The following is a 19,241-nucleotide window of genomic DNA, read 5'->3' as shown; positions in this document are numbered from 1 at the left end:
CGCGGACGTGCGCCAGATCCTCGAACTGCTGGAGCGCGACGCCCAGCTCTCCCACGACACCCTCGCCACCATGACCGGCATCCCGGTCGCCGACGTACGGGCCGCGGTCGCGGCGTGGGAGGCGTCGGGCGCGATCCGGCGCTACAAGGCCGTCGTGAACTGGGACGCCGTCGACGACGACCCGACCAGCGAGATGGTCACCGCCTTCATCGACGTCTCGCTCGCCCCGGCGCGCGGGGTCGGCTTCGACGACGTGGCCGAGCGGATCGCGCGGTTCCCCGAGGTGCGCAGCGTGTACCTCGTCTCGGGCAGCCAGGACCTGCGCTGCACCGTCGACGGCCGCAGCATCCGCGCGGTGTCGGACTTCGTGTCGCAGAAGCTGTCCACGATCGACCGCGTCCGGGCCACGGCCACGCACTTCGTGCTCAAGACCTACAAGCGCGACGGCGACTCCTTCGCCACCCCGGACCCCGACCACCGCCTGCCGGTGACGCCGTGAGGCCGCTCAACGCGGTGATCGCCGCCTGCCCGCCCTCGGGGATCCGGCGGTTCTTCGACATCGCCGCCGAGATGGACGACGTGATCTCCCTGGGCGTCGGCGAGCCCGACTTCGTGACGCCGTGGCGCATCCGCGAGGCCGGGATCTACGCCCTCGAGCACGGATACACCACCTACACCTCCAACGCGGGGCTGCCGCGGCTGCGCGAGCTGGTCTGCGCCGACCTCGCCGCCCGCTACGGCGCCGACTACGACCCCGGCGACGAGTGCCTCGTCACGACCGGGGTCTCCGAGGGCCTCGACCTCGTGCTGCGGGTGTTGCTCAACCCCGGCGACGAGGTGATCGTGCCGGAGCCCTGCTACGTGGCGTACGAGCCGTGCGTCGGGTTCGCCGGGGGCACGCCCGTGCGGGTGCCGACGCGGTGGGAGGACGGGTTCGCGATCGACGCCGACGTCGTCGCCGCCGCGATCACCCCGCGCACGAAGGCGATCCTGATCGGCTCCCCCGCCAACCCGACCGGCGCCGTGCAGCCGCGGGCGGCGCTGGAGGCGCTGGTCCGCCTGGCCGAGCAGCACGACCTCTACCTGATCTCCGACGAGATCTACGACCGCCTCACCTACGACGGCGTGCACACCTGCCTGGGGACGCTGGCCCGGGAGCGCACCGTCCTGCTGGGCGGCTTCTCCAAGGCCCACGCGATGACCGGCTGGCGGGTCGGCTGGATCTGCGCGCCGCAGGCCGTCGCCGAGCTGTGCGTGCGGGTGCACCAGTACACGATGCTGTGCGCTCCGCACGTCTCCCAGCTCGCCGCCGTGGAGGCCCTGAGCGGCCCCGACGACGACGTCGAGACGATGGTGGCCGACTACGACCGGCGCCGCCGCGTGTTCGTCAAGGGGCTGCGCGGGATCGGGCTGGACTGCCCGGAGCCGGGCGGGGCGTTCTACGCGTTCCCCTCGATCCGGTCCTCCGGGCTCGACTCGGAGACCTTCGCCGAGCGACTGCTGCACGCGGAGAGCGTGGCGGTCGTCCCCGGCAACGTGTTCGGACCGTCCGGCGAGGGGCACATCCGGTGCTCCTACGCCACGGCGCTACCCCAACTGGAGGAGGCGCTGGTCCGGATGGACCGCTTCCTGAGCGCGCTCTGAACCGCGGCTCGTCGGACGACCGGTAGTCGGAGGTCAAGGGACCGCAGCGTTCCCACGGCGTTCACGGCCCGGCAAAGGACGCCGTCCACCCTCGGTGGCCATGGAGACCCGCACCTGCCCCCTGTGCGCGCTGCCCCGCACCGCCGACGCCGCGGCCGGGCTGGCCTGGAGCAGCCAGCACGAGCCGGACGGCACCGTCGTCTGGCTCTGCCCCACCTGCACCCGCGCCCAGCTCTGGCTGATCGAGGCCGGGCTGGCGGTCGCGACGCCCCGGGCGTCCGCGCCGCCGGTGCCGGTGTGGCGGGCGGCCTGAGCGACCCGGCGGGGCACGGCGACGCTCCGCACTCCGGTCGCCGGCCGGACAGACCGCACCCGGCGGCGGTGATCACCGGTCCGGCACCGGGGCGGTGACCACCGGTCCGGCACCGGGCGTGTGTGCGCATCCGGATTGATCGGCGTCTCGGCACGGGGAGGCGTCCGGGGAACGCCTCACGGTTCCCAACCGATGATCACGGGCTCCGGCCCGGCCCCGGCCACCAGGGCACCGCACTCGGGCCACCGCACCCCCGGCCCAGCACCCCTCCACCGGCGCACCAGGAAGCCGCACCCCGGGCCACCGCACCCCGGGCCACCGCACACGGCCGCGACCCGGACCGGCGGTCCTCAATCCGATCGCGGGCGCCGCCTCCGGCCCCGCGGCGGCGCCGTGCTGCCCCGCAGCACCAGCTGGGTGGGCAGCGTGATCCCCGGCCCGGCCTCCTCGCCGCGCAGCACCGCCCGCACCATCGCACCGGCGGCGACGCCCTGCTCCCGCGCCGGGCGACCGACCGTGGTCAGGTCGGCGAGATCGGCGAGCGGGTGGTCGTCGATCCCGACCACCGAGGCGTCGTCGGGCACGCGCAGCCCGGCCCTGCGCAGCGTCCGCACCGCGCCGAGCGCCGCCTCGTCGGAGTGCGCGAACACGGCCGTCGGCGGCTCGCGCAGACCCAGCAGCCGGGCCATCCCCCGCGCCCCGCCCGCACCGCCCGGGTCGACGGCCGCCACCAGCTCCTCGTCCACCTCGACACCGGCGTCCGCCAGCGCGTCGCGGTAGGCGGCGGAGCGGGCCTCCGGCCCCCTGCCGCACCGATCCGGGTCCACGGCGGCGATCATGCCGATCCGCCGGTGCCCGAGATGGATCAGGTGGTCGACGGCCTGGCGGCCGGCGCCGTGGTCGTCGATGCGGACGAACGGGTGGCCCGCCACCTGCCCGCCCGCCGCCACGATGTCCACCCCCATGAGCTCGAGCCGCTCGCGCTCCCACCCCTCGACGGCGAGCCCGACCACGACGATCGCGTCGACCTTGCGCCGCACCGGCAGCCGGTCGAAGAAGGCACGGCGTTGCGTGGCGTCGCCGACGCGGTAGAGGAGCAGGTCGATCCCGGCCTCCCGGAGTGCGGCCTCCAGCCCCTCGAGCACCGCCCCGAAGAACCACCGGGACAGGTGCGGGACCACGACGGCCACCCTCCCGGTCGAGCCGGCAGCCAGCCGTGAGGCGTCGGGCGACACGACGTAGGCGAGCTCGTCGGCCACCCGCAGCACCCGTGCCCGGGTGGCGGCGGCGACGTGCGGGTGGTCGCTCAGTGCCCGCGACGCCGTCGCGGAGGAGACGCCCGCCAGGCGTGCCACATCGGCGAGGGTGACCGACGTCGACGCGGACCGCACCGCCACAGCATAGGTTCGCCGGAAGCCCTTCCACACCGGCCGCAGATCCTGCAAGGTCTTGACAGTCGTCCACGAGTCCCCCAGAGTCGTTGGGCTGGAAGCGCTTCCAAGGGGGTGGGCCGTGAGCGGGCCATGGTGGCGCACGGTCGTGAACCACGCGCGCCGACTGCGCAGCATCGCCCATCCCGGGGGACCGGGCAATACGGCCGGGAAAATCGCCGCCCCGTGGTCCCGACCCCGCGCCACGGCGGGCGCGGTGGGTGGCGGTCCCGTGCCGACCCCCCTCGCGGCCCGGGCCGGTGCGGCGCGATCCGCGACCCATCCACTCCCCACCGGACGGCGGGCGGCCCGCCTCCGAGACCGCGGCCCGGTTCGGCCGGGATGACCGCGATCGGCACGACGACGAGGAGGAGCAGCATGCGTCAACGACGACGGCGGCGCCTGGGTACCGCGGCACTCGCCGCGGCCGCCCTGTGCGGCCTGGCCGGGTGCGGGGCGGGCGATCCCGGCCCACCCACCCTGACGTGGTACACCAACCCCGACTCCGGTGGTCAGGAGGAGATCGCGGCCCGGTGCACGGAGGCGGCGAACGGCGCCTACGACATCACGGTCTCGGTGCTCCCGCGCGAGTCCTCCGAGCAGCGCCAGCAGCTCGTGCGCAGGCTGGCCGCCAACGACTCCTCGATCGACATCATGAGCCTGGACCCGCCCTACATCCCGGAGTTCGCCCAGGCCGGGTTCCTCGCCCCGATCCCCGCCGACGTCGCCGCCGAGGCTGCCGACGGCGTGGTGCAGAGCGCGATCGACGGCGCCACCTGGAACGGTCAGCTGGTCAGCATCCCGTTCTGGGCCAACACCCAGCTGCTCTGGTACAAGAAGTCGGTCGCCGAGGCCGCCGGGCTGGACATGAGCGAGCCGGTCACCTGGGACCAGCTGGTCACCGCCGCGCAGGAGCAGGACACCCAGATCGCGGCCCAGGGCAGGCGCGCAGAGTCCCTCGTGGTCTGGTTCAACGCGCTCATCGCCTCCGCGGGTGGCGCGGTGATCGCGCAGACCGCCGACGACCCCGAGGACATCCAGCTGGGTCTGGACACCCCGCAGGCGCAGCGCGCCGCGGAGGTCATGCGGGAGGTGGCCGACAGCGGCGTCGTGGGCCCGGCCTTCACGACCGCGGGCGAGGACGAGAGCGTCGCGTCGTTCGAGGCGGGCGACGCATCGTTCATGGTCAACTGGCCGTTCGTGTGGGGCCGGGCGGCCAGCGGCGTCGAGGGGGGCACCCTGGAGCAGTCCGTCGTCGACGACTACGGCTGGACCGTCTACCCCCAGGTCGACCCGGGCACGCCGAGCGCACCGCCCTACGGCGGGATCAACCTCGGGGTGGGCGCGTCGAGCAAGTACCCCGACCTGGCCTACGAGGCCACGCAGTGCATCACCTCCGACGAGAACCAGGCGTACTACTTCGTGTCCAACGGCAACCCGGCGTCCAGCCTCGCCGTGTTCGAGGACCCGGAGGTCGTCGCGGAGTTCCCGATGGCCCCGGTGATCGCGCAGTCGCTGCAGCAGGCGGCCCCCCGCCCGCAGACGGCGTACTACAGCGAGGTCTCCGGCAGCCTGCAGCGCGTCTACCACCCGCCGACCGCGGTCGACCCCGGCTCCACCGGGCCGACGGCGGCCGAGCTCATCCGTGCCGTCCTGACCGGGGAGGAACTGCTGTGACCACCACCGTGCCTCCGGGCGTCGGGTCCTCCGTCGAGGACAAGCCGCCCACCCGTCCGACCGGGATGTCCGACCGGGTCCGCGCCGAGCGGAAGCTGGGCTGGATGCTGGCCGGCCCGGCGTTCGCGGTGATGCTGCTGGTCACCGCCTACCCGATCGCGCAGGCCGTCTACGACTCGCTGTTCTCCTACCGGCTCACCGACCCGGGCAACCGGGAGTTCGTGGGCCTGGGCAACTACTGGGTCGTGCTCACCGACGCGCTGTGGTGGCAGTCCTTCGCGGTCACCGCCTTCATCACCGTCGTCACCGTCGCCGTCGAGCTGGTGCTGGGCTTCGCGCTCGCGCTGGTGATGCTCAAGGCGCTCAAGGGGCTGCGCCCGATCCTGCGCGCGGCGATCCTGCTGCCCTACGCGATCATCACGGTGGTCTCGGCGTTCGCGTGGCAGTTCGCGTTCGACCTCACCTCGGGGTTCGTGAACACCTGGTTCGCGTGGCTGCCCGGCGTCTCGGCCGACACCGACTGGTTCGGCGGCACCGGCACGTCGCTGCTGGTGATCTGCCTGGCCGAGATCTGGAAGACCACCCCGTTCATCTCGCTGCTGCTGCTCGCCGGCCTCGCCCAGGTGCCCGACGTGCTGCAGGAGGCGGCCCAGGTCGACGGCGCCACCTGGTGGCAGCGGATGTGGAAGGTCACCATCCCGAACATGAAGGCCGCGATCATGGTGGCCCTGCTGTTCCGCACGCTCGACGCGTTCCGCGTGTTCGACAGCGTGTTCGTCATGACGGCGGGTGCGAACGGCACCGAGACCGTGTCGTTCCTGGCCTACCGCCAGACCATCGCCCGCCTGGAGATCGGCCTGGGGTCGGCGGTGTCGGTGCTGCTGTTCCTGTCGGTCGTGCTCATCGCGTTCGGGTTCATCAAGGGGTTCAAGGTCGACCTGTCACAGACCCGAGGGGAGAAGTGAGGGAGATGTCCACGCGCGAACGCAACTGGTGGATCGTCGCCGGCATCGGGATCATCATCTATGCGCTGTTCCCGATCGCCTGGATCGTCTCGCTGTCGTTCAAGGCGGCGGCCGACATCTCCAACGGCCAGTTCCTGCCCACGGTGTTCACGTGGGAGAACTACTCGCTCATCCTCACCGGTGACGCGAGCGACCTGTTCCTCCCGGCCCTGATCAACTCGTTCGGGATCTGCCTGATCGCGACGTTCCTGTCGTGCCTGCTCGCGATGTTCGCCGCCTACGCCATCGCGCGGCTGGACTTCCCGGGCAAGCGGCTGATCCTGTCCACGGCACTGGCCGTGGCGATCTTCCCGGTGATCTCGATCGTCACGCCGCTGTTCAACCTGTGGCGCCAGATCGGGCTCTACGACACCTGGCCGGGTCTGATCATCCCGTACCTGTCGCTCACCCTGCCCATCTCGATCTGGACGATGTCGGCGTTCTTCCGGGAGATCCCCTGGGAGATGGAGCAGGCCGCGCAGGTCGACGGGGCCACGACCTGGCAGGCGTTCCGCAAGGTGATCGTGCCGCTCGCCGCGCCGGGCGTGTTCACCACGGCCATCATCGCGTTCTTCCTGGCCTGGAACGACTTCGTCTACGGCATCTCGCTGACCTCCACCGGGGCCGCGCGACCGGTGCCTGCCGCGCTCGGCCTGTTCTCGGGCGCGTCCCAGTTCGAGGACCCGACCGGCGCGATCGCCGCGGCGGCCGTGGTCGTCACCATCCCGGTGATCATCCTCGTTCTGCTCTTCCAGCGGCGCATCGTCGCCGGTCTCACCAACGGCGCGGTCAAGGGTTAGGAGAAGTCATGGCTTCGATCGAGATGCGCAACATCGTCAAGAAGTACGGCGACGGCTTCCCGGCCGTCAACGACGTCAGCCTGGACATCGCCGACGGCGAGTTCATGATCCTCGTCGGGCCGTCGGGCTGCGGGAAGTCCACGCTGCTGCGGATGATCGTGGGGCTGGAGGACATCACCTCCGGCGACATGGTGATCGGCGGGACCCGGGTCAACGACAAGGCACCGCGCGACCGCAACCTGTCAATGGTGTTCCAGAACTACGCGCTGTACCCGCACCTGTCGGTGTACGAGAACATCGCGTTCCCGCTGCGGCTGTCCAACACCCCCGACGACGAGGTGCGCCGCCGCGTCGACGAGGCGGCCGACGTGCTGGAGCTGCACGAGCACCTGGAGCGCAAGCCGGCGAACCTGTCGGGCGGCCAGCGCCAGCGCGTCGCCATGGGCCGCGCGATCGTCCGGCAGGCGGAGGCGTTCCTGTTCGACGAGCCGTTGAGCAACCTCGACGCCAAGCTGCGCGGCCAGATGCGCACGGAGATCGCGCGGCTGCAGCGCAGGCTGGGCATCACCACGGTCTACGTCACCCACGACCAGACCGAGGCGATGACCCTGGGCGACCGGGTCTGCGTGCTGCGCAAGGGCCTCATCCAGCAGGTCGCATCGCCGCGGGAGCTCTACGAGCAGCCCGTCAACCTGTTCGTGGCCGGGTTCATCGGATCGCCGCCGATGAACTTCCTGCCGGCGACGATCGAGGGCAGCCGCCTCGTCACCCCGTTCGGCTCGATCGAGATGGACGAGAAACGCGCGGCGGCCGTCGGCGAGCGGGACCTGGTGCTCGTCGGCATCCGGCCCGAGTACTTCGAGGACGCCACGCTGGTCGACGAGGCCAAGCGACCGCTGGGGTCGACGTTCACCGCGCGCGTCGACGTCACCGAGTGGCTGGGCGACTCGCAGTTCGCCTACATCCCGTTCGACGCCTCCGACGAGGTCACCCAGCAGCTCAAGGAGCTCTCCCGGGAGCTGGACAGCGACCAGCTGCGCACGCAGGCGATCGTGTCGATCGACTCCACCAGCCGGATCCGTGAGGGCCGGGACGCCGAGTTCTGGCTCGACAGCCGCAAGGTGCACGTCTTCGACCCGGGCACCGGTGAGAACCTCACGCGGGACGCCGAAGCGGGCGCGGAGCTGACCCGGCTCGCGGAGGAGGACCGGGCCGAGCAGGTGGAGCAGGCGCGGCAGGGCGTCGGCTAGCGCCCCGGTCGCCGGTGCGGGTGCGGCGCAGCTCGTCCACGAGCCCCTGCACGATCACGGGGCCGAGGTCGCGGCTGCGCCGCGCCAGCCACGGCACGCCCTTGACCACCAGCCAGGCGGCGCGGTGGGCGGCGCCCACCCGGCGACCGCCGCCGCACCGCAGATCGACCGGGTGCGGCACCGCGAACCCGGCGTCGGCGAGCAGGGCGGCGAACCCGGCCGCCAGCATCCGATGGCCGAGCTCGGAGGGGTGCAGCCGGTCCACGGCCCACGACGCGCGGTCGTAGCCGCCGGGGATCCGGTCGAGGTCCAGCACGCCGACCCCCGCCCGGCCCGCGGCCACGGCGTCGGTCACGGCGTTGAGGGCGTCGATCCGGCGGCGCAGCGCCCGCCGCAGCGGGGCGGGCAGCCGGAAGACCCGCGTGTGGTCGTGGTAGCGCAGCATCAGCACGTGGGCGCCGGCGGCGCGCAGCGCGTCGACGGTGGCGGCGCAGTCGGCCCGCATCGCCGCGGGGTCGAAGTCCGAGCGCAGCGTGTCGTTCATGCCGACGAACAGCACCGCCACCTGCGGCGACGCCGCCAGCGTCGACGGGAGCTGCTCGTGGCGCACCCACGACATCCGCGCACCGGTGCGCGCGGGGTTCACCAGCTCGGTGGCGCCGAGCGCGTCGCGCAGCAGCACCGGGAACCCCCGCCACCCGCCGCCGGGGGCCGGGTCGCCGAGCCCGACGGGCGTGGAGTCGCCCAGGGTGGCGAGGGTGCACACGCGCGTCGCGGTCGTGGGGATCGTGCTCGGCAGGGTCCCGGGCGGCAGGACTTCGGGCAGGGCGGGCTCGGCCGTCACGCTCACGCCGCCACGATCACGCAGCCGGGCTCACCCTCGGTGTGCAGCGGGTGACGTGTCGCGGACCGGCCAGGGAACAGCACGCGCCGGCCGGGACCCCGCGCGCGCCGCAGGTCGGTTCGCGCACCGCCGGGTCGGTTCGCGCGCCGCCGATGGGTTCGCGCGCCGCCGGGTCGGTTCGCGCGCCGCCGATGGGTTCGCGCGCCGTGGGTTCGCGCGCCGCCGGCACCGCGCGAACCGCGGCCCGGCGCGCGAACCGCGGCCCGGCGCGGGAGGCGCCGTTCGCCGGGCTCCGCTCAGGCGACCGAGCGGAACGCCGGGTAGACGGGCAGCGAGGACGGCGCGTCGGAGAACCGCTCGTGCAGCGCGTCGGCGACGGCGCGGCCCAGCTCCGCGCTCGCGGAGAGCCCGCCGGCATCGGCCGACTCGGCCATCTGCCGCCAGTAGTGGCCCAGCGCCGTGCTGATCCGGGGGGAGCGGGTGACGTCGTCGCCGATGGGGCGGTCGCGCTGCCGGATCCGGGGCAGCAGCCACCAGGTGCACAGCCACACCCACATGAGCTGGGCGTCGAGGAGGCGACGCTCGATCGTCTCGGGGTCGTCCAGGTCGGGCCAGACGGTGGCGATCTCGCTGCGCCACGCCTCCAGCATCGACTCGGCCATGCCGCCGGGCAGCGCGAAGCTGGCCTCGCAGGCCGGGAACGGCACCCGGAAGTAGGCGGTGTCCAGCGCGATGTCGCGGAAGCAGCCCCACTCGAAGTCGACGAACCGCACGCCGCGACTGGTCACGAGGTTGTTGTCCGGGCAGGTGTCGGACGGGCTGAACGCGCGGTAGCGGGTGCCGCCCAGCAGCCGGGCGGTGTCCTGTGCCTGCGTCATGGCCGCGGCGGACACCCGCACACCCAGGTCACGCTCGAGCAGCTCGGTGACCCCGGCCAGCGCCGCCCGGGCATCGTCGGCGACCGGGTCGCGCCACGCCCGCTCCCCCAGCCTGCGCAGCAGCGCGCCGAAGTCGTTCTCCCGACCCGCGGTGGCCGCCTGCATCCGGCCCAGGGCGCGGGCCCAGCTGAGCAGGCAGCGCTGCGCGTCGACCGGGTCGGGACCGAACAGCTTGTCGGCGAGGGTGGAGCTGCGGCCCAGGTCCTCCAGGATCAGCAGCCGGGTGGCCGGGTCGTGCGCGATGAGCACGGGGCTGGGCCGGGCGTCGGCCGGAAGCGCGGTGAACAGCTGGCAACTCGCGACCTCGTGGTGGAACGGGTCGGGCAGGTTCGGGTCGGACTCGCCGAGGTAGTGCTTGACGACGAGCGTGCGCGGCAGCGAGAACGGGTTGCGCGACACCCGCGCCCGCGCGACGACCGACCGCTCGCTGCCTCCGAGGTCCTCCGGATCGGCCAGTACGACGCTGGCTCCCGCCCGGCGGGTGAGGAGTCGCTCGGCGGCAGCCAGCGCGGCGAGCACCGGCCTGGGGAAACTGCCCAGGTCACGAACCATCACCGGGGACCCTACCCGGTGGGCAGGCGCGGCAACCCGCGGCGCCGGCGATCGGCGCCGCCGGGGAGCCGACGTGCAGGTGCGGCACCGCCGGTCAGCGCGGTTCGGCGGGAGCCTTCGGGGCCGGCTTGGCGTCGACCCCGGCCTCCCTGCGCTGCTCCGCGGTGATCGCGGCCGGGGCGGCGGTGAGCGGGTCGTACCCGCCGCCGGTCTTGGGGAACGCGATGACCTCGCGGATCGAGTCGACGCCGGCGAGCAGCGCGGTGATCCGGTCCCAGCCGAACGCGATGCCGCCGTGCGGGGGCGGGCCGAACGCGAACGCGTCGAGCAGGAAGCCGAACTTCTCCTGCGCCTCCTCCTCGCCCAGGCCCATGATCTCGAAGACGCGCCTCTGCACGTCGGCGCGGTGGATACGGATCGACCCGCCGCCGATCTCGTTGCCGTTGCAGACGATGTCGTAGGCGTAGGCCAGCGCGTTGCCCGGGTCCGACTCGAACGTGTCGATCCAGTCGCTGTTCGGCGAGGTGAACGCGTGGTGCAGCGCCGTCCACTGGCCGCTGCCGACGGCGACGTCGTCGGTCTCCGCGGTGGCCTCGAACATCGGGGCGTCGACGATCCAGACGAACGACCACGCGGACTCGTCGAGCGCCCCGGTGCGCCGCGCGATCTCCCCGCGGGCCGCGCCGAGCAGTGCGCGGGCGTCCTTGGCCGACCCCGCCGCGAAGAAGATGCAGTCGCCGGGGGCGGCGCCGACGGCCTTCGCGAGGCCCTCGCGCTCGGTCTCGGACAGGTTCTTGACCACGGGGCCGCGCTCGTCGACCGTGCCGTCCTCGCCGATCAGCACGTAGGCCAGCCCGCGGGCGCCCCGCTGCTTGGCCCACTCCTGCCAGGCGTCGAGCGCGCGACGAGCCTGGGACGCCCCGCCGGGCATGACCACGGCACCGACATAGGGGTTCTGGAACACCCGGAACTGCGTCTCGGCGAAGTACTCGGTCATCTCGGTGAGCTCGATGCCGAAGCGCAGGTCGGGCTTGTCGGAGCCGAAACGGCGCATCGCGTCGGCGTAGGTCATGCGCTGGATCGGGCGCGGGATCTCGTAGCCGATCAGCTCCCACAGCGCGGCGAGGATCGACTCGGCCAGCTCGATCACGTCGTCCTGGGAGACGAAGCTCATCTCGATGTCGAGCTGGGTGAACTCGGGCTGGCGGTCGGCGCGGAAGTCCTCGTCGCGGTAGCAGCGCGCGATCTGGTAGTAGCGCTCCAGGCCGCCGACCATGAGCAGCTGCTTGAACAGCTGCGGGCTCTGCGGCAGGGCGTACCAGCTGCCCGGGCGCAGGCGGGCCGGCACGAGGAAGTCGCGGGCGCCCTCGGGTGTGGAGCGGGTGAGCGTCGGGGTCTCGACCTCGACGAAGTCGCGGGCGTCGAGGACGCCGCGGGCGGCCTTGTTGACCGCGCTGCGCAGCCGCATCGCCGCGGCGGGACCGCTGCGGCGCAGGTCGAGGTAGCGGTGCCGCAGCCGGATCTCCTCGCCGACCTCGGCGTGCTCGTCGACCGGGAACGGCAGCGGCGCCGACTCCGACAACACGGTCAGCTCGCTGACGGTCACCTCGACCGCGCCGGTGGGCAGGTCGGGGTTCTCGTTGCCCGCGGGACGGATCCCGACCTCACCGGTGACCTGCACGCAGAACTCCGAGCGCAGCCGGTGCGCGCGCTCGGCCATCTCGCCCTCGCGGAAGACGACCTGCGCCGACCCGGAGGAGTCGCGGAGGTCCACGAAGATCACCCCGCCGTGGTCGCGGCGGCGCGACACCCACCCGGCAAGGGTCACGGTCTGTCCGGCGTGCTCGGCACGCAAGGTGCCGGCGGGGTGGGTGCGCATCACGGGGCCGAGGCTATCCGGCGCCCCCGGGGCCGCGGCCAGCAGGTTTCCCTACACCGCGCCCCCGTCGGCGCTCGTCGACGCGACCCGCGCACCTCCCCGCCATCCGCGCACGTCGGGACGTGCGCAACCCGCCGGAACGTGCGCGGCTCGCCGCGGGGCCTAGAGCAGCGTGAGCTGCTCGGGTTGCGGGGAGTGCACCGCCGCGCGGGCGAGCTCGGACGCACCGGGCGGGCCCCGCAGCACACCGTCCGAGGACGCCAGGCCGTGGCGGCGCAGCAGCGGCGCCACCCGGGCGCCGAGCGCGCGCCGGTACTCCGCGTCGACGTAGGGGCCGCGCCGGTAGAGCCGCCCGTAGGGCTCCACGAGCCGCGGGTGCTCGCGCGCGAGCCAGGCCAGGAACCACTCGCGGGTGCCGGGGCGCAGGTGCAGCGCAAGCACGCTCGCACCGGTGGCCCCGGCCGCGGCGATCCGACCCAGCAGGGCGTCGAGGGCTTCGGTGGAGTCGGTGAGCAGCGGCAGGACCGGTGCCACCATCACCCCGCACGGCAGCCCGGCGTCGGCGATGCGGCGGACGAGGTCGAGCCGGGCCTCCGGGGACGGCGTGCCCGGCTCGAGACCTGCCTGAAGCCCGCGGTCGAGCAGCGCGATCGACACCCCCAGCCCGACCGGGACGTCCGCGGCCGCCGCGGTGAGCAGCGGCAGGTCGCGGGTGAGCACGGTGCCCTTGGTGAGCAGCGAGAACGGCGTGCCGGACCGGGCGAGCGCCCCGATGACCCCGGGCATCAGCCGGTACCGACCCTCGGCCCGCTGGTAGGGATCGGTGTTGGTACCCATGGCGACGGGCTCGCCCGCCCATCGCGGCGCGCTCAGCTCCCGCTCCAGCACGCGTGCCACGTTGACCTTGACCACGATCTGGCTGTCGAAGTCGGCCCCCGCGTCGAGGTCGAGGTAGGTGTGGGTGCCCCGGGCGAAGCAGTTGTGGCTGACCACGCCCTCGGCCACGAAGTCACCGGTGTCGGTGGTGATGTCGTACATGGCCTCGGTGCGGCCCAGCGGCTCGACGGCGACCACCCGGGCCGCGCCCCCGACCGGCGCCCCGCCGACGTCGCGCCGCACCGCCGGGCCGGCGAGCGCCACCAGCCGGACCAGCTCGCCCGGGCCCCCGGCAAGGCGCACGACCCGCTCACCGTGCTCCCCCGGCTCCACCGCGAACCGGAAGCCGAGCCGGTGCAGCGCCCCGGCCACCCGCCCGACGACCTCCTCGTCGGTGTGCCCGATCCGCAGCTCACCGCGCGCCACGCTGCCCCGGGCGTCGAGCAGGCCGGCCAGGAAGCCCGCGCACCAGTCCTCCCCCGCGTGCCGCGGCCAGCCGATCGCGGTGTCGACCCGGTCCGGTTCGCGCGGCAGGGCGTGGTCCGCGGGCGGGGCGATGCGGCCGTCGACCACCCGCCCGGCCGCTGCCATCGTGGGTCCCGCAGGAGCGCGCGACCGGCGCTGCTCCAGGGACATGAAGTGGTGGGCGCGGCCGAGCACCTCGAGCGCCAGCCGATCGGAGGGGAAGCAGCGGTCCGGCTGCGCCGGGCTCGGCCCGTCGCCCCGGACCAGCCCGCACAGGTAGCCCCGGCGGTACCCGGCCGTGTGCCGGGCGGCGGGCCGCTCCCCGAACGCGCCCGGGCCGAGCAGCATGTCGCCCTCGCGCAGCCGCGGCCGGCGCCCGGAACGGCACCACCCCCCGGTGACGTGGCGCCAGCCCCGCTCGGTGAGGAACCGGTGCTCGCCGCTCGCGACGATCTCGGTGCCGCCGGACAGCCGCAGCCGCACCGCCGGCCTGCGCGTGGACCAGTGCGCCACCACCTCGGTGGCGACGTAGCGGCGCAGCCCGTCGACCCGCTCGGTGCCCATCACCGCGTCGCCCACCCGCAGCTGCGCGATCGGGCGGGTGCTGCCGTCGGCCATCAGCACGCGCGTCGGGCCCGCGAGGCAGTAGACGCAGGCGTGGGAGCAGCCGCGGTACGGGTTGACCGTCCAGCGGAACGGCACGGGTGAGCCGCCCGGCACGCGGTTGAGCACCGAGCGCGCCTCCACCTCGTGGAACACCGCACCGGCGAACTCGGGCGTGCGCACCGAGCGCAGCAGCCCCCGCAGCCCCGGCAGCGCCTGCTCCGTGCCGACCCCGTCGTCCTGGACCTGCTGGCGGCTCCATCGCATGACCAAATTCGAACACACGTTCGATCTCGGGGCAAGGGGTGGTCCGTGGACGGGCGCGCCGGTTGGCAGGATGGCCCGGTGACCCCCGACCAGCGGCCCTCCGGCCGCCACCGGCCCGCAGGCGTCGAGCCGGGCGGGCCGGCGGCCGCGCGCGCCGATGCCGCATCCGGCCGCGGTGGTCCGCCGGACGGTCGCCGGGTCCGCGCAGCCGGCCACGAGACCGGCGACGGGACGGATCCGGGCGAACCGGAGCCGGGCCGCACGGCACACAGCGGCAGCCCGACCCCCGGCGGCCCGACCCCCGACCGCCGGGCCACCAGCGGCCCGGCACACAACGGCCCGGCACACAACGGCCCGGCACAGAACGGCGGCCCGGCACACAGCGGTCGCCGCACGCACGCGGACGGCCCGCCACCCGACACCGCTGCGAGCGGCCGCAGGTCGGGATCGCCGTCGGACGCCGGGGTCACCGACGAGTTCCCGGCCGTGGGCCCGGGACCGGACGGGGACCCGGGACCGGACGGGGACCCCGGACCGGCCGTGGACCCCGGACCGGCCGTGGTCCCCCCGGCGGCGCCCGCGCCGCCGCGCATGCGGCGGTCCCGTCCGGCCGGTGCGAGCGGCGGTGCGCTCCCCCGGGCCCCGGTGGGCCACGGGCACGGCCACGGGGCGGCGCCGCCCGCGGGGCGGCGCGTGCGCCTGCTCATCGCCGCCCTGCTGGTGCCGTGCGCACTGGCCACCCTGGTCGGGGTGGGGCTGCTGTGGCCGTCGGCGGGCCCGGAGCCGGTGACCGCCGAGCGACCGGTGCGAGGTGAGATCACCGCGGCGCAGGCGTCGGACTGCACCCCCGGCTCGGGGGACGGCGGCTGCGCCGCGCTGGTCGTCCGCATGTCTGACGGGCCGCTACCGGGGCGCGACCTGGTGCAGGTCGTCCCGGTCGAGCCCGGCACGCCCACGTTCGGCGTCGGCGACGACATCGTGCTGGCCTGGTCCGGCGGGGACCCCACCGACCCCGGTTCCTACCAGGTCGTCGACTTCCAGCGCGGCGCCCCGCTGGTCTGGCTCACCCTGCTGTTCGCCGCGGCGGTGCTGCTGCTCGGGCGCTGGCGCGGGCTCGCGGCGCTGGGCGCGCTGGTGCTGAGCTTCGGGGTGCTGCTGGTGTTCGTGCTGCCGGCGATCCTCGCCGGGCGGGACCCGCTGGCGGTGGCGGTCGTCGGCTCCTGTCTGATCATGTTCGCGGTGCTCTACCTGACGCACGGCCCGTCGGCGCGCACGTCCACCGCGGTACTGGGCACGCTGGCCTCGCTCGCCCTGATCGGGGTGCTCGGCGCGGCGTTCTCCGCCGCCGCCCGGCTCACCGGCCTCGACGACCAGACCACCACCCTGATCGCGACGCTGGACACCGGGGTGGACGCCCGCGGCCTGCTGCTGGCCGGGGTCGTCATCGGTGCGCTGGGCGTGCTCGACGACGTCACCGTGACCCAGACCAGCGCGGTGTGGGAGCTGCGCCGCGCCGACCCGGACATGAGCACGCCGGCGCTGTTCACCTCGGCGATGCGGATCGGGCGCGACCACGTCGCGTCGGCGGTCAACACTCTCGTGCTCGCCTACGCGGGCGCGTCGCTGCCGCTGCTGCTGCTGTTCTCGCTGTCCGGGCAGGGGCTCGGCGACGTGGCCTCGACGCAGGCGGTGGCCACCGAGATCGTCCGGACGCTGGTGGGCAGCATCGGGCTGGTCGCGTCGGTGCCGATCACCACCGCCCTCGCCGCGGTGGTGGCGAGCCGTGAGTCCCCGGAGTCGCTGCGCGTGTGACGCCGAGCCCGCACCCCCGCCGCACGGCCCGGGCGGTTCGCGCGCCCAGCCGCCGCTCGCGCGCCCAGCCGTGGCTCGCGCGCTCCCGGCAGGCCGCGAGGGCCCCGGCGGCGCGCGAAGCGGGGACGAGCACGGCACTGCGCCGGGGTCGCGGGCAGGTGCGCACCGCAGGTCCGCCCGGAACCGGCCTGCGCGGTGCGGCGGGCGCGCGTCAGGGCCCGCGGCGCGCGGACGCGGCGTCAGGGCCCGCGGCGGGCCAGGAGCGTGGCCTGTCCGTCACGCTCGGCGTGCGCGAGGTGCTCCAGCTCGGGGAACGCGGCGGCGAGCTCGCCGGGTGCTGCGCGGTAGGGACCCGCGGTGTCGCCCACCTCGGACAGCACGGTGAGCACCAGCAGCCCGCCCGGCGCGAGGGCCGCGGCGAGGGCCGGGTACAGCGCGGGGTCGCGGAAGCGCTGGCAGACGACCACGTCGTAGGGCCCGGCGCACTCCACGGGGAGCCCGCGGCCGAGGTCGTGGACGTGCCAGGTCACCTGCGGGGCCGCCGCCGCACCCGCGGCGAGCCCGACCGGCGACACGTCGACGGCGTCCACCCGCCAGCCGCGCCGCGCGAACCACACGGCCACCCCGCCGCGCCCGCAGGCCACGTCGAGCATCCGGCCGCTCACGGGGAGCAGCGACTCGCGCCCGCGCAGGGCGTCCGGCGGCGCCGCCACCGTCGGTCCGGCGACGGCGTGCCGACCGTCCCAACGCTCGCGGTCCGCCGCCGCACCGGACAGGGCCGCGAGCGGTCGCGGATCGGACGCTCCGGCGGTGTCCGGCACCCGCGGCCCGGGCCCCACGTCGGCCGGTCCCGGCACCGTTCGCGCCGGGTCCGGGTCGGTCGCACGCCCGTCCGGCGGCGGGCCCGACGGCTCAGCCACCGAGCGACGCGACCAGCTCGGCGACGGCCCCGTCCAGCGGAACCGACCGCTGCTCACCCGACACCAGGTCCTTGACCCCGACGGTGCCGGCGTCGAGGTCCCGGTCGCCGAGCACGAGCGCGTAGCGGGCCCCGGACCGGTCGGCCGACTTCATCGCTCCCTTGAGCCCGCGCCCGCCGTAGGACAGGTCCACGCGCACCCCCGCGCGGCGCAGCTCCCCCGCCATGGCGACGAGCCGGCGCCTCGCGGCCTCGCCCAGCGGCACCCCGAACACCTCGCAGCGGGCCCCGGTCCACGGTGCGACGCCCTCGGCCCGGCAGGCGAGCAGCGTGCGGTCGACCCCGATCCCGAACCCGACGCCGGACAGCGGCGGCCCGCCGAGCGTGGCCATCAGCCCGTCGTAGCGTCCGCCGCCGCCGATGCCGGACTGCGCGCCCAGCCCGTCGTGCACGAACTCGAACGTGGTCTTCGTGTAGTAGTCCAGCCCGCGCACCATCCGCGGGTTCTCCACGTACGCGACACCCAGGTCGTCGAGGTGACCGAGCACGGCGGCGTGGTGCTCGGCCGCCGCCGGGGACAGGTGGTGGCGCAGCAGGGGCGCGTCGGCCATCAGGGCGCGCACCTCCGGCCGCTTGTCGTCGAGCACCCGCAGCGGATTGACCCTGGCCCGCTCGCGCGTGGACTCGTCGAGATCGAGCCGGGACAGGAACCCGGTGAGCAGTTCCCGGTAGGCGGGGCGGCAGTCCTCGTCGCCGAGCGAGGTGAGCTCCAGGCGGTACCCGGTGAGCCCGAGCGCCCGGAACCCTTCGTCGGCCACCGCGATCACCTCGGCGTCCAGCGCCGGGTCGTCGATCCCGATCGCCTCGACACCCACCTGCTGCAGCTGCCGGTAGCGCCCCGCCTGCGGGCGCTCGTACCGGAAGAACGGGCCGGAGTAGTGGACCTTGACCGGCAGCCCGGCGCGGTCGAGCCCGTGCTCGATCACCGACCGCACCACACCCGCCGTGCCCTCCGGCCGCAGCGTGACCGAGCGCCCTCCGCGGTCGGCGAAGGTGTACATCTCCTTGCTGACGACGTCGGTGGACTCCCCCACCCCGCGGGCGTAGAGCCCGGTGTCCTCGAAGACGGGCAGCTCCAGCAGCCCGTAGCCGGCGCGGTCGGCGGCGGCGATCAGCGTGGCGCGGACGTGCGCGAACCCCGCGGAGTCGGGCGGGGTGTACTCGGGGATCCCCTTGGGCGCGGCGAACGCGGTGTTCACAGGCCACGACCGGGAACGGGCAGGCCCTGCAGGAACGGGTTGGACGCGCGCTCGCGACCGACCGTGGTGGTGGGCCCGTGCCCGGGCAGCACCACCGCGTCGTCGGGTCGGGTCAGCAGCTTGTCGCGCAGGCTGACCAGCATCTGCGCGTGGTCGCCGCCGGGCAGGTCGGTGCGCCCGATCGACCCGGCGAACAGCGTGTCGCCCGCGATGACGACCTCGACGCCCTCGGGGGTGTCGGTCGTGAACACGACCGAGCCCCGCGTGTGGCCCGGTGTGTGGTCGACGCGCAGCGTGAGCCCGGCGAGCTCCAGGGACGCGCCGTCGACCAGCTCCTCCACCGACCGGGGCTCGCGCATCTCCAGCCGCCCCCCGAAGAACGCGGCCGCCTCGGAGGACAGGCCCTTCATCGGGTCGGCGAGCATCGCGCGGTCGTCCGGGTGGATCCAGGCCGCGACGTCGTGGCCGTCGCAGACCGGGGTGACGCTGAACGTGTGGTCGAAGTGCCCGTGCGTGAGCAGCACGGCGACCGGGGTCAGCCGGTGCTCGGCGAGCAGGGCGTCCAGGGGCTCGACGGCGTCCTGGCCGGGGTCGACCACGACGCACGCCTCCCCCGGACCCTGGGCCACCACGTAGCAGTTGGTCTGGAACGAACCTGCGGGAAATCCGGCGACGAGCACCCGACCAGCGTAGAGCCCGGTGCTGCTGG

Annotated in this window: 16 protein-coding genes; 8 read left to right on the top strand and 8 right to left on the bottom strand. The window is 74.5% G+C overall.

From position 1 onward, the window contains the following. Positions 1–7 precede the first annotated feature (7 nt). The 3 genes from Q1K26_RS27960 to Q1K26_RS27950 all read left to right on the top strand — a co-directional run bounded on the left by Q1K26_RS27960 (position 8) and on the right by Q1K26_RS27950 (position 1,957). Complete coding sequence (locus Q1K26_RS27960) at positions 8–499, top strand: Lrp/AsnC family transcriptional regulator (protein ID WP_300019480.1); 492 nt, start codon at positions 8–10, stop codon at positions 497–499. After that, positions 496–1,644: an aminotransferase class I/II-fold pyridoxal phosphate-dependent enzyme gene (locus tag Q1K26_RS27955; protein ID WP_300019478.1), complete on the top strand. Its 1,149-nt coding sequence runs from the start codon at positions 496–498 to the stop codon at positions 1,642–1,644. The genes Q1K26_RS27960 and Q1K26_RS27955 overlap by 4 nt, the downstream gene beginning before the upstream one ends. Before the next feature lie 100 nt (positions 1,645–1,744). Then, on the top strand, positions 1,745–1,957 hold the full coding sequence (locus Q1K26_RS27950) for a hypothetical protein (protein WP_300019476.1): 213 nt from the start codon (positions 1,745–1,747) through the stop codon (positions 1,955–1,957). A gap of 350 nt (positions 1,958–2,307) precedes the next feature. On the opposite strand, the gene Q1K26_RS27945 is transcribed toward Q1K26_RS27950, so the two are convergent. Further along, positions 2,308–3,348 carry a LacI family DNA-binding transcriptional regulator gene (locus Q1K26_RS27945; protein ID WP_300019474.1) on the bottom strand — a complete coding sequence of 347 codons (1,041 nt, stop codon included), beginning with the start codon at positions 3,346–3,348 and terminating at the stop codon, positions 2,308–2,310. A gap of 417 nt (positions 3,349–3,765) precedes the next feature. On the opposite strand from Q1K26_RS27945, the gene Q1K26_RS27940 reads away from it, so the two are divergent. From Q1K26_RS27940 to ugpC, 4 genes are read left to right on the top strand one after another with little or no spacing between them, the layout of a single operon-like run. Further along, complete coding sequence (locus tag Q1K26_RS27940) at positions 3,766–5,064, top strand: extracellular solute-binding protein (RefSeq protein WP_300019472.1); 1,299 nt, start codon at positions 3,766–3,768, stop codon at positions 5,062–5,064. After that, a complete protein-coding gene (locus Q1K26_RS27935; protein ID WP_300019470.1) occupies positions 5,061–6,029 on the top strand; it encodes a sugar ABC transporter permease in 969 nt (322 codons plus the stop codon). Before Q1K26_RS27940 ends, Q1K26_RS27935 begins: the two co-directional genes overlap by 4 nt. 5 nt (positions 6,030–6,034) lie before the next feature. After that, positions 6,035–6,868 (top strand): carbohydrate ABC transporter permease, encoded by an 834-nt coding sequence (locus Q1K26_RS27930; protein WP_300019468.1) that lies wholly within the window; start codon positions 6,035–6,037, stop codon positions 6,866–6,868. Between the two features lie 8 nt (positions 6,869–6,876). Next, positions 6,877–8,118 (top strand): sn-glycerol-3-phosphate ABC transporter ATP-binding protein UgpC, encoded by a 1,242-nt coding sequence (gene ugpC, locus Q1K26_RS27925; protein ID WP_300019467.1) that lies wholly within the window; start codon positions 6,877–6,879, stop codon positions 8,116–8,118. Here ugpC and Q1K26_RS27920 read toward each other — a convergent pair. The 4 genes from Q1K26_RS27920 to Q1K26_RS27905 all read right to left on the bottom strand — a co-directional run bounded on the left by Q1K26_RS27920 (position 8,024) and on the right by Q1K26_RS27905 (position 14,542). Then, positions 8,024–8,968 (bottom strand): SGNH/GDSL hydrolase family protein, encoded by a 945-nt coding sequence (locus Q1K26_RS27920; protein WP_300019466.1) that lies wholly within the window; start codon positions 8,966–8,968, stop codon positions 8,024–8,026. The two genes, ugpC and Q1K26_RS27920, sit on opposite strands and share 95 nt — an antisense overlap. Positions 8,969–9,258: 290 nt before the next feature. Continuing rightward, complete coding sequence (locus Q1K26_RS27915) at positions 9,259–10,452, bottom strand: hypothetical protein (protein ID WP_300019465.1); 1,194 nt, start codon at positions 10,450–10,452, stop codon at positions 9,259–9,261. A 94-nt stretch (positions 10,453–10,546) separates the two neighbouring features. Further along, positions 10,547–12,334 (bottom strand): aspartate--tRNA ligase, encoded by a 1,788-nt coding sequence (aspS, locus tag Q1K26_RS27910; protein ID WP_300019463.1) that lies wholly within the window; start codon positions 12,332–12,334, stop codon positions 10,547–10,549. A 159-nt stretch (positions 12,335–12,493) separates the two neighbouring features. Next, positions 12,494–14,542 carry an intein-containing Rv2578c family radical SAM protein gene (locus tag Q1K26_RS27905; protein WP_300019461.1) on the bottom strand — a complete coding sequence of 683 codons (2,049 nt, stop codon included), beginning with the start codon at positions 14,540–14,542 and terminating at the stop codon, positions 12,494–12,496. Positions 14,543–15,133: 591 nt separating this feature from the next. On the opposite strand from Q1K26_RS27905, the gene Q1K26_RS27900 reads away from it, so the two are divergent. Next, positions 15,134–16,354 (top strand): YibE/F family protein, encoded by a 1,221-nt coding sequence (locus Q1K26_RS27900; RefSeq protein WP_300019644.1) that lies wholly within the window; start codon positions 15,134–15,136, stop codon positions 16,352–16,354. A 239-nt stretch (positions 16,355–16,593) separates the two neighbouring features. Here the strand turns inward: Q1K26_RS27900 and Q1K26_RS27895 are convergent, their stop codons facing one another. Genes Q1K26_RS27895 through Q1K26_RS27885 form a run of 3 tightly spaced genes read right to left on the bottom strand, consistent with a single transcriptional unit; the run spans position 16,594 to position 19,212 of the window. Then, entirely contained in the window at positions 16,594–17,274 is a 681-nt protein-coding gene (locus tag Q1K26_RS27895) for a class I SAM-dependent methyltransferase (RefSeq protein ID WP_300019458.1), read from the bottom strand. Continuing rightward, a complete protein-coding gene (hisS, locus tag Q1K26_RS27890) occupies positions 17,267–18,532 on the bottom strand; it encodes a histidine--tRNA ligase (RefSeq protein WP_300019456.1) in 1,266 nt (421 codons plus the stop codon). Before hisS ends, Q1K26_RS27895 begins: the two co-directional genes overlap by 8 nt. Further along, positions 18,529–19,212: an MBL fold metallo-hydrolase gene (locus Q1K26_RS27885; protein ID WP_300019454.1), complete on the bottom strand. Its 684-nt coding sequence runs from the start codon at positions 19,210–19,212 to the stop codon at positions 18,529–18,531. The genes hisS and Q1K26_RS27885 overlap by 4 nt, the downstream gene beginning before the upstream one ends. Positions 19,213–19,241 lie beyond the last annotated feature (29 nt).

Origin of the sequence: Pseudonocardia sp., from assembly GCF_029263155.1 — a bacterium.
GTDB lineage: Bacteria > Actinomycetota > Actinomycetes > Mycobacteriales > Pseudonocardiaceae > Pseudonocardia.
Note: the sequence above shows the minus strand (reverse complement) of the source record. Positions and strands in the feature narration are given on the sequence as shown.

Bases quoted from the DNA above. Each gene is read 5' to 3' on its own strand.
- Q1K26_RS27950 (WP_300019476.1), top strand. From the start codon at position 1,745: ATGGAGACCCGCACCTGCCCCCTGTGCGCGCTGCCCCGCACCGCCGAC.
- Q1K26_RS27940 (WP_300019472.1), top strand. From the start codon at position 3,766: ATGCGTCAACGACGACGGCGGCGCCTGGGTACCGCGGCACTCGCCGCG.
- Q1K26_RS27930 (WP_300019468.1), top strand. From the start codon at position 6,035: ATGTCCACGCGCGAACGCAACTGGTGGATCGTCGCCGGCATCGGGATC.
- ugpC (WP_300019467.1), top strand. From the start codon at position 6,877: ATGGCTTCGATCGAGATGCGCAACATCGTCAAGAAGTACGGCGACGGC.
- Q1K26_RS27915 (WP_300019465.1), bottom strand. From the start codon at position 10,452: ATGGTTCGTGACCTGGGCAGTTTCCCCAGGCCGGTGCTCGCCGCGCTG.
- Q1K26_RS27905 (WP_300019461.1), bottom strand. From the start codon at position 14,542: ATGCGATGGAGCCGCCAGCAGGTCCAGGACGACGGGGTCGGCACGGAG.
- Q1K26_RS27900 (WP_300019644.1), top strand. From the start codon at position 15,134: ATGCGGCGGTCCCGTCCGGCCGGTGCGAGCGGCGGTGCGCTCCCCCGG.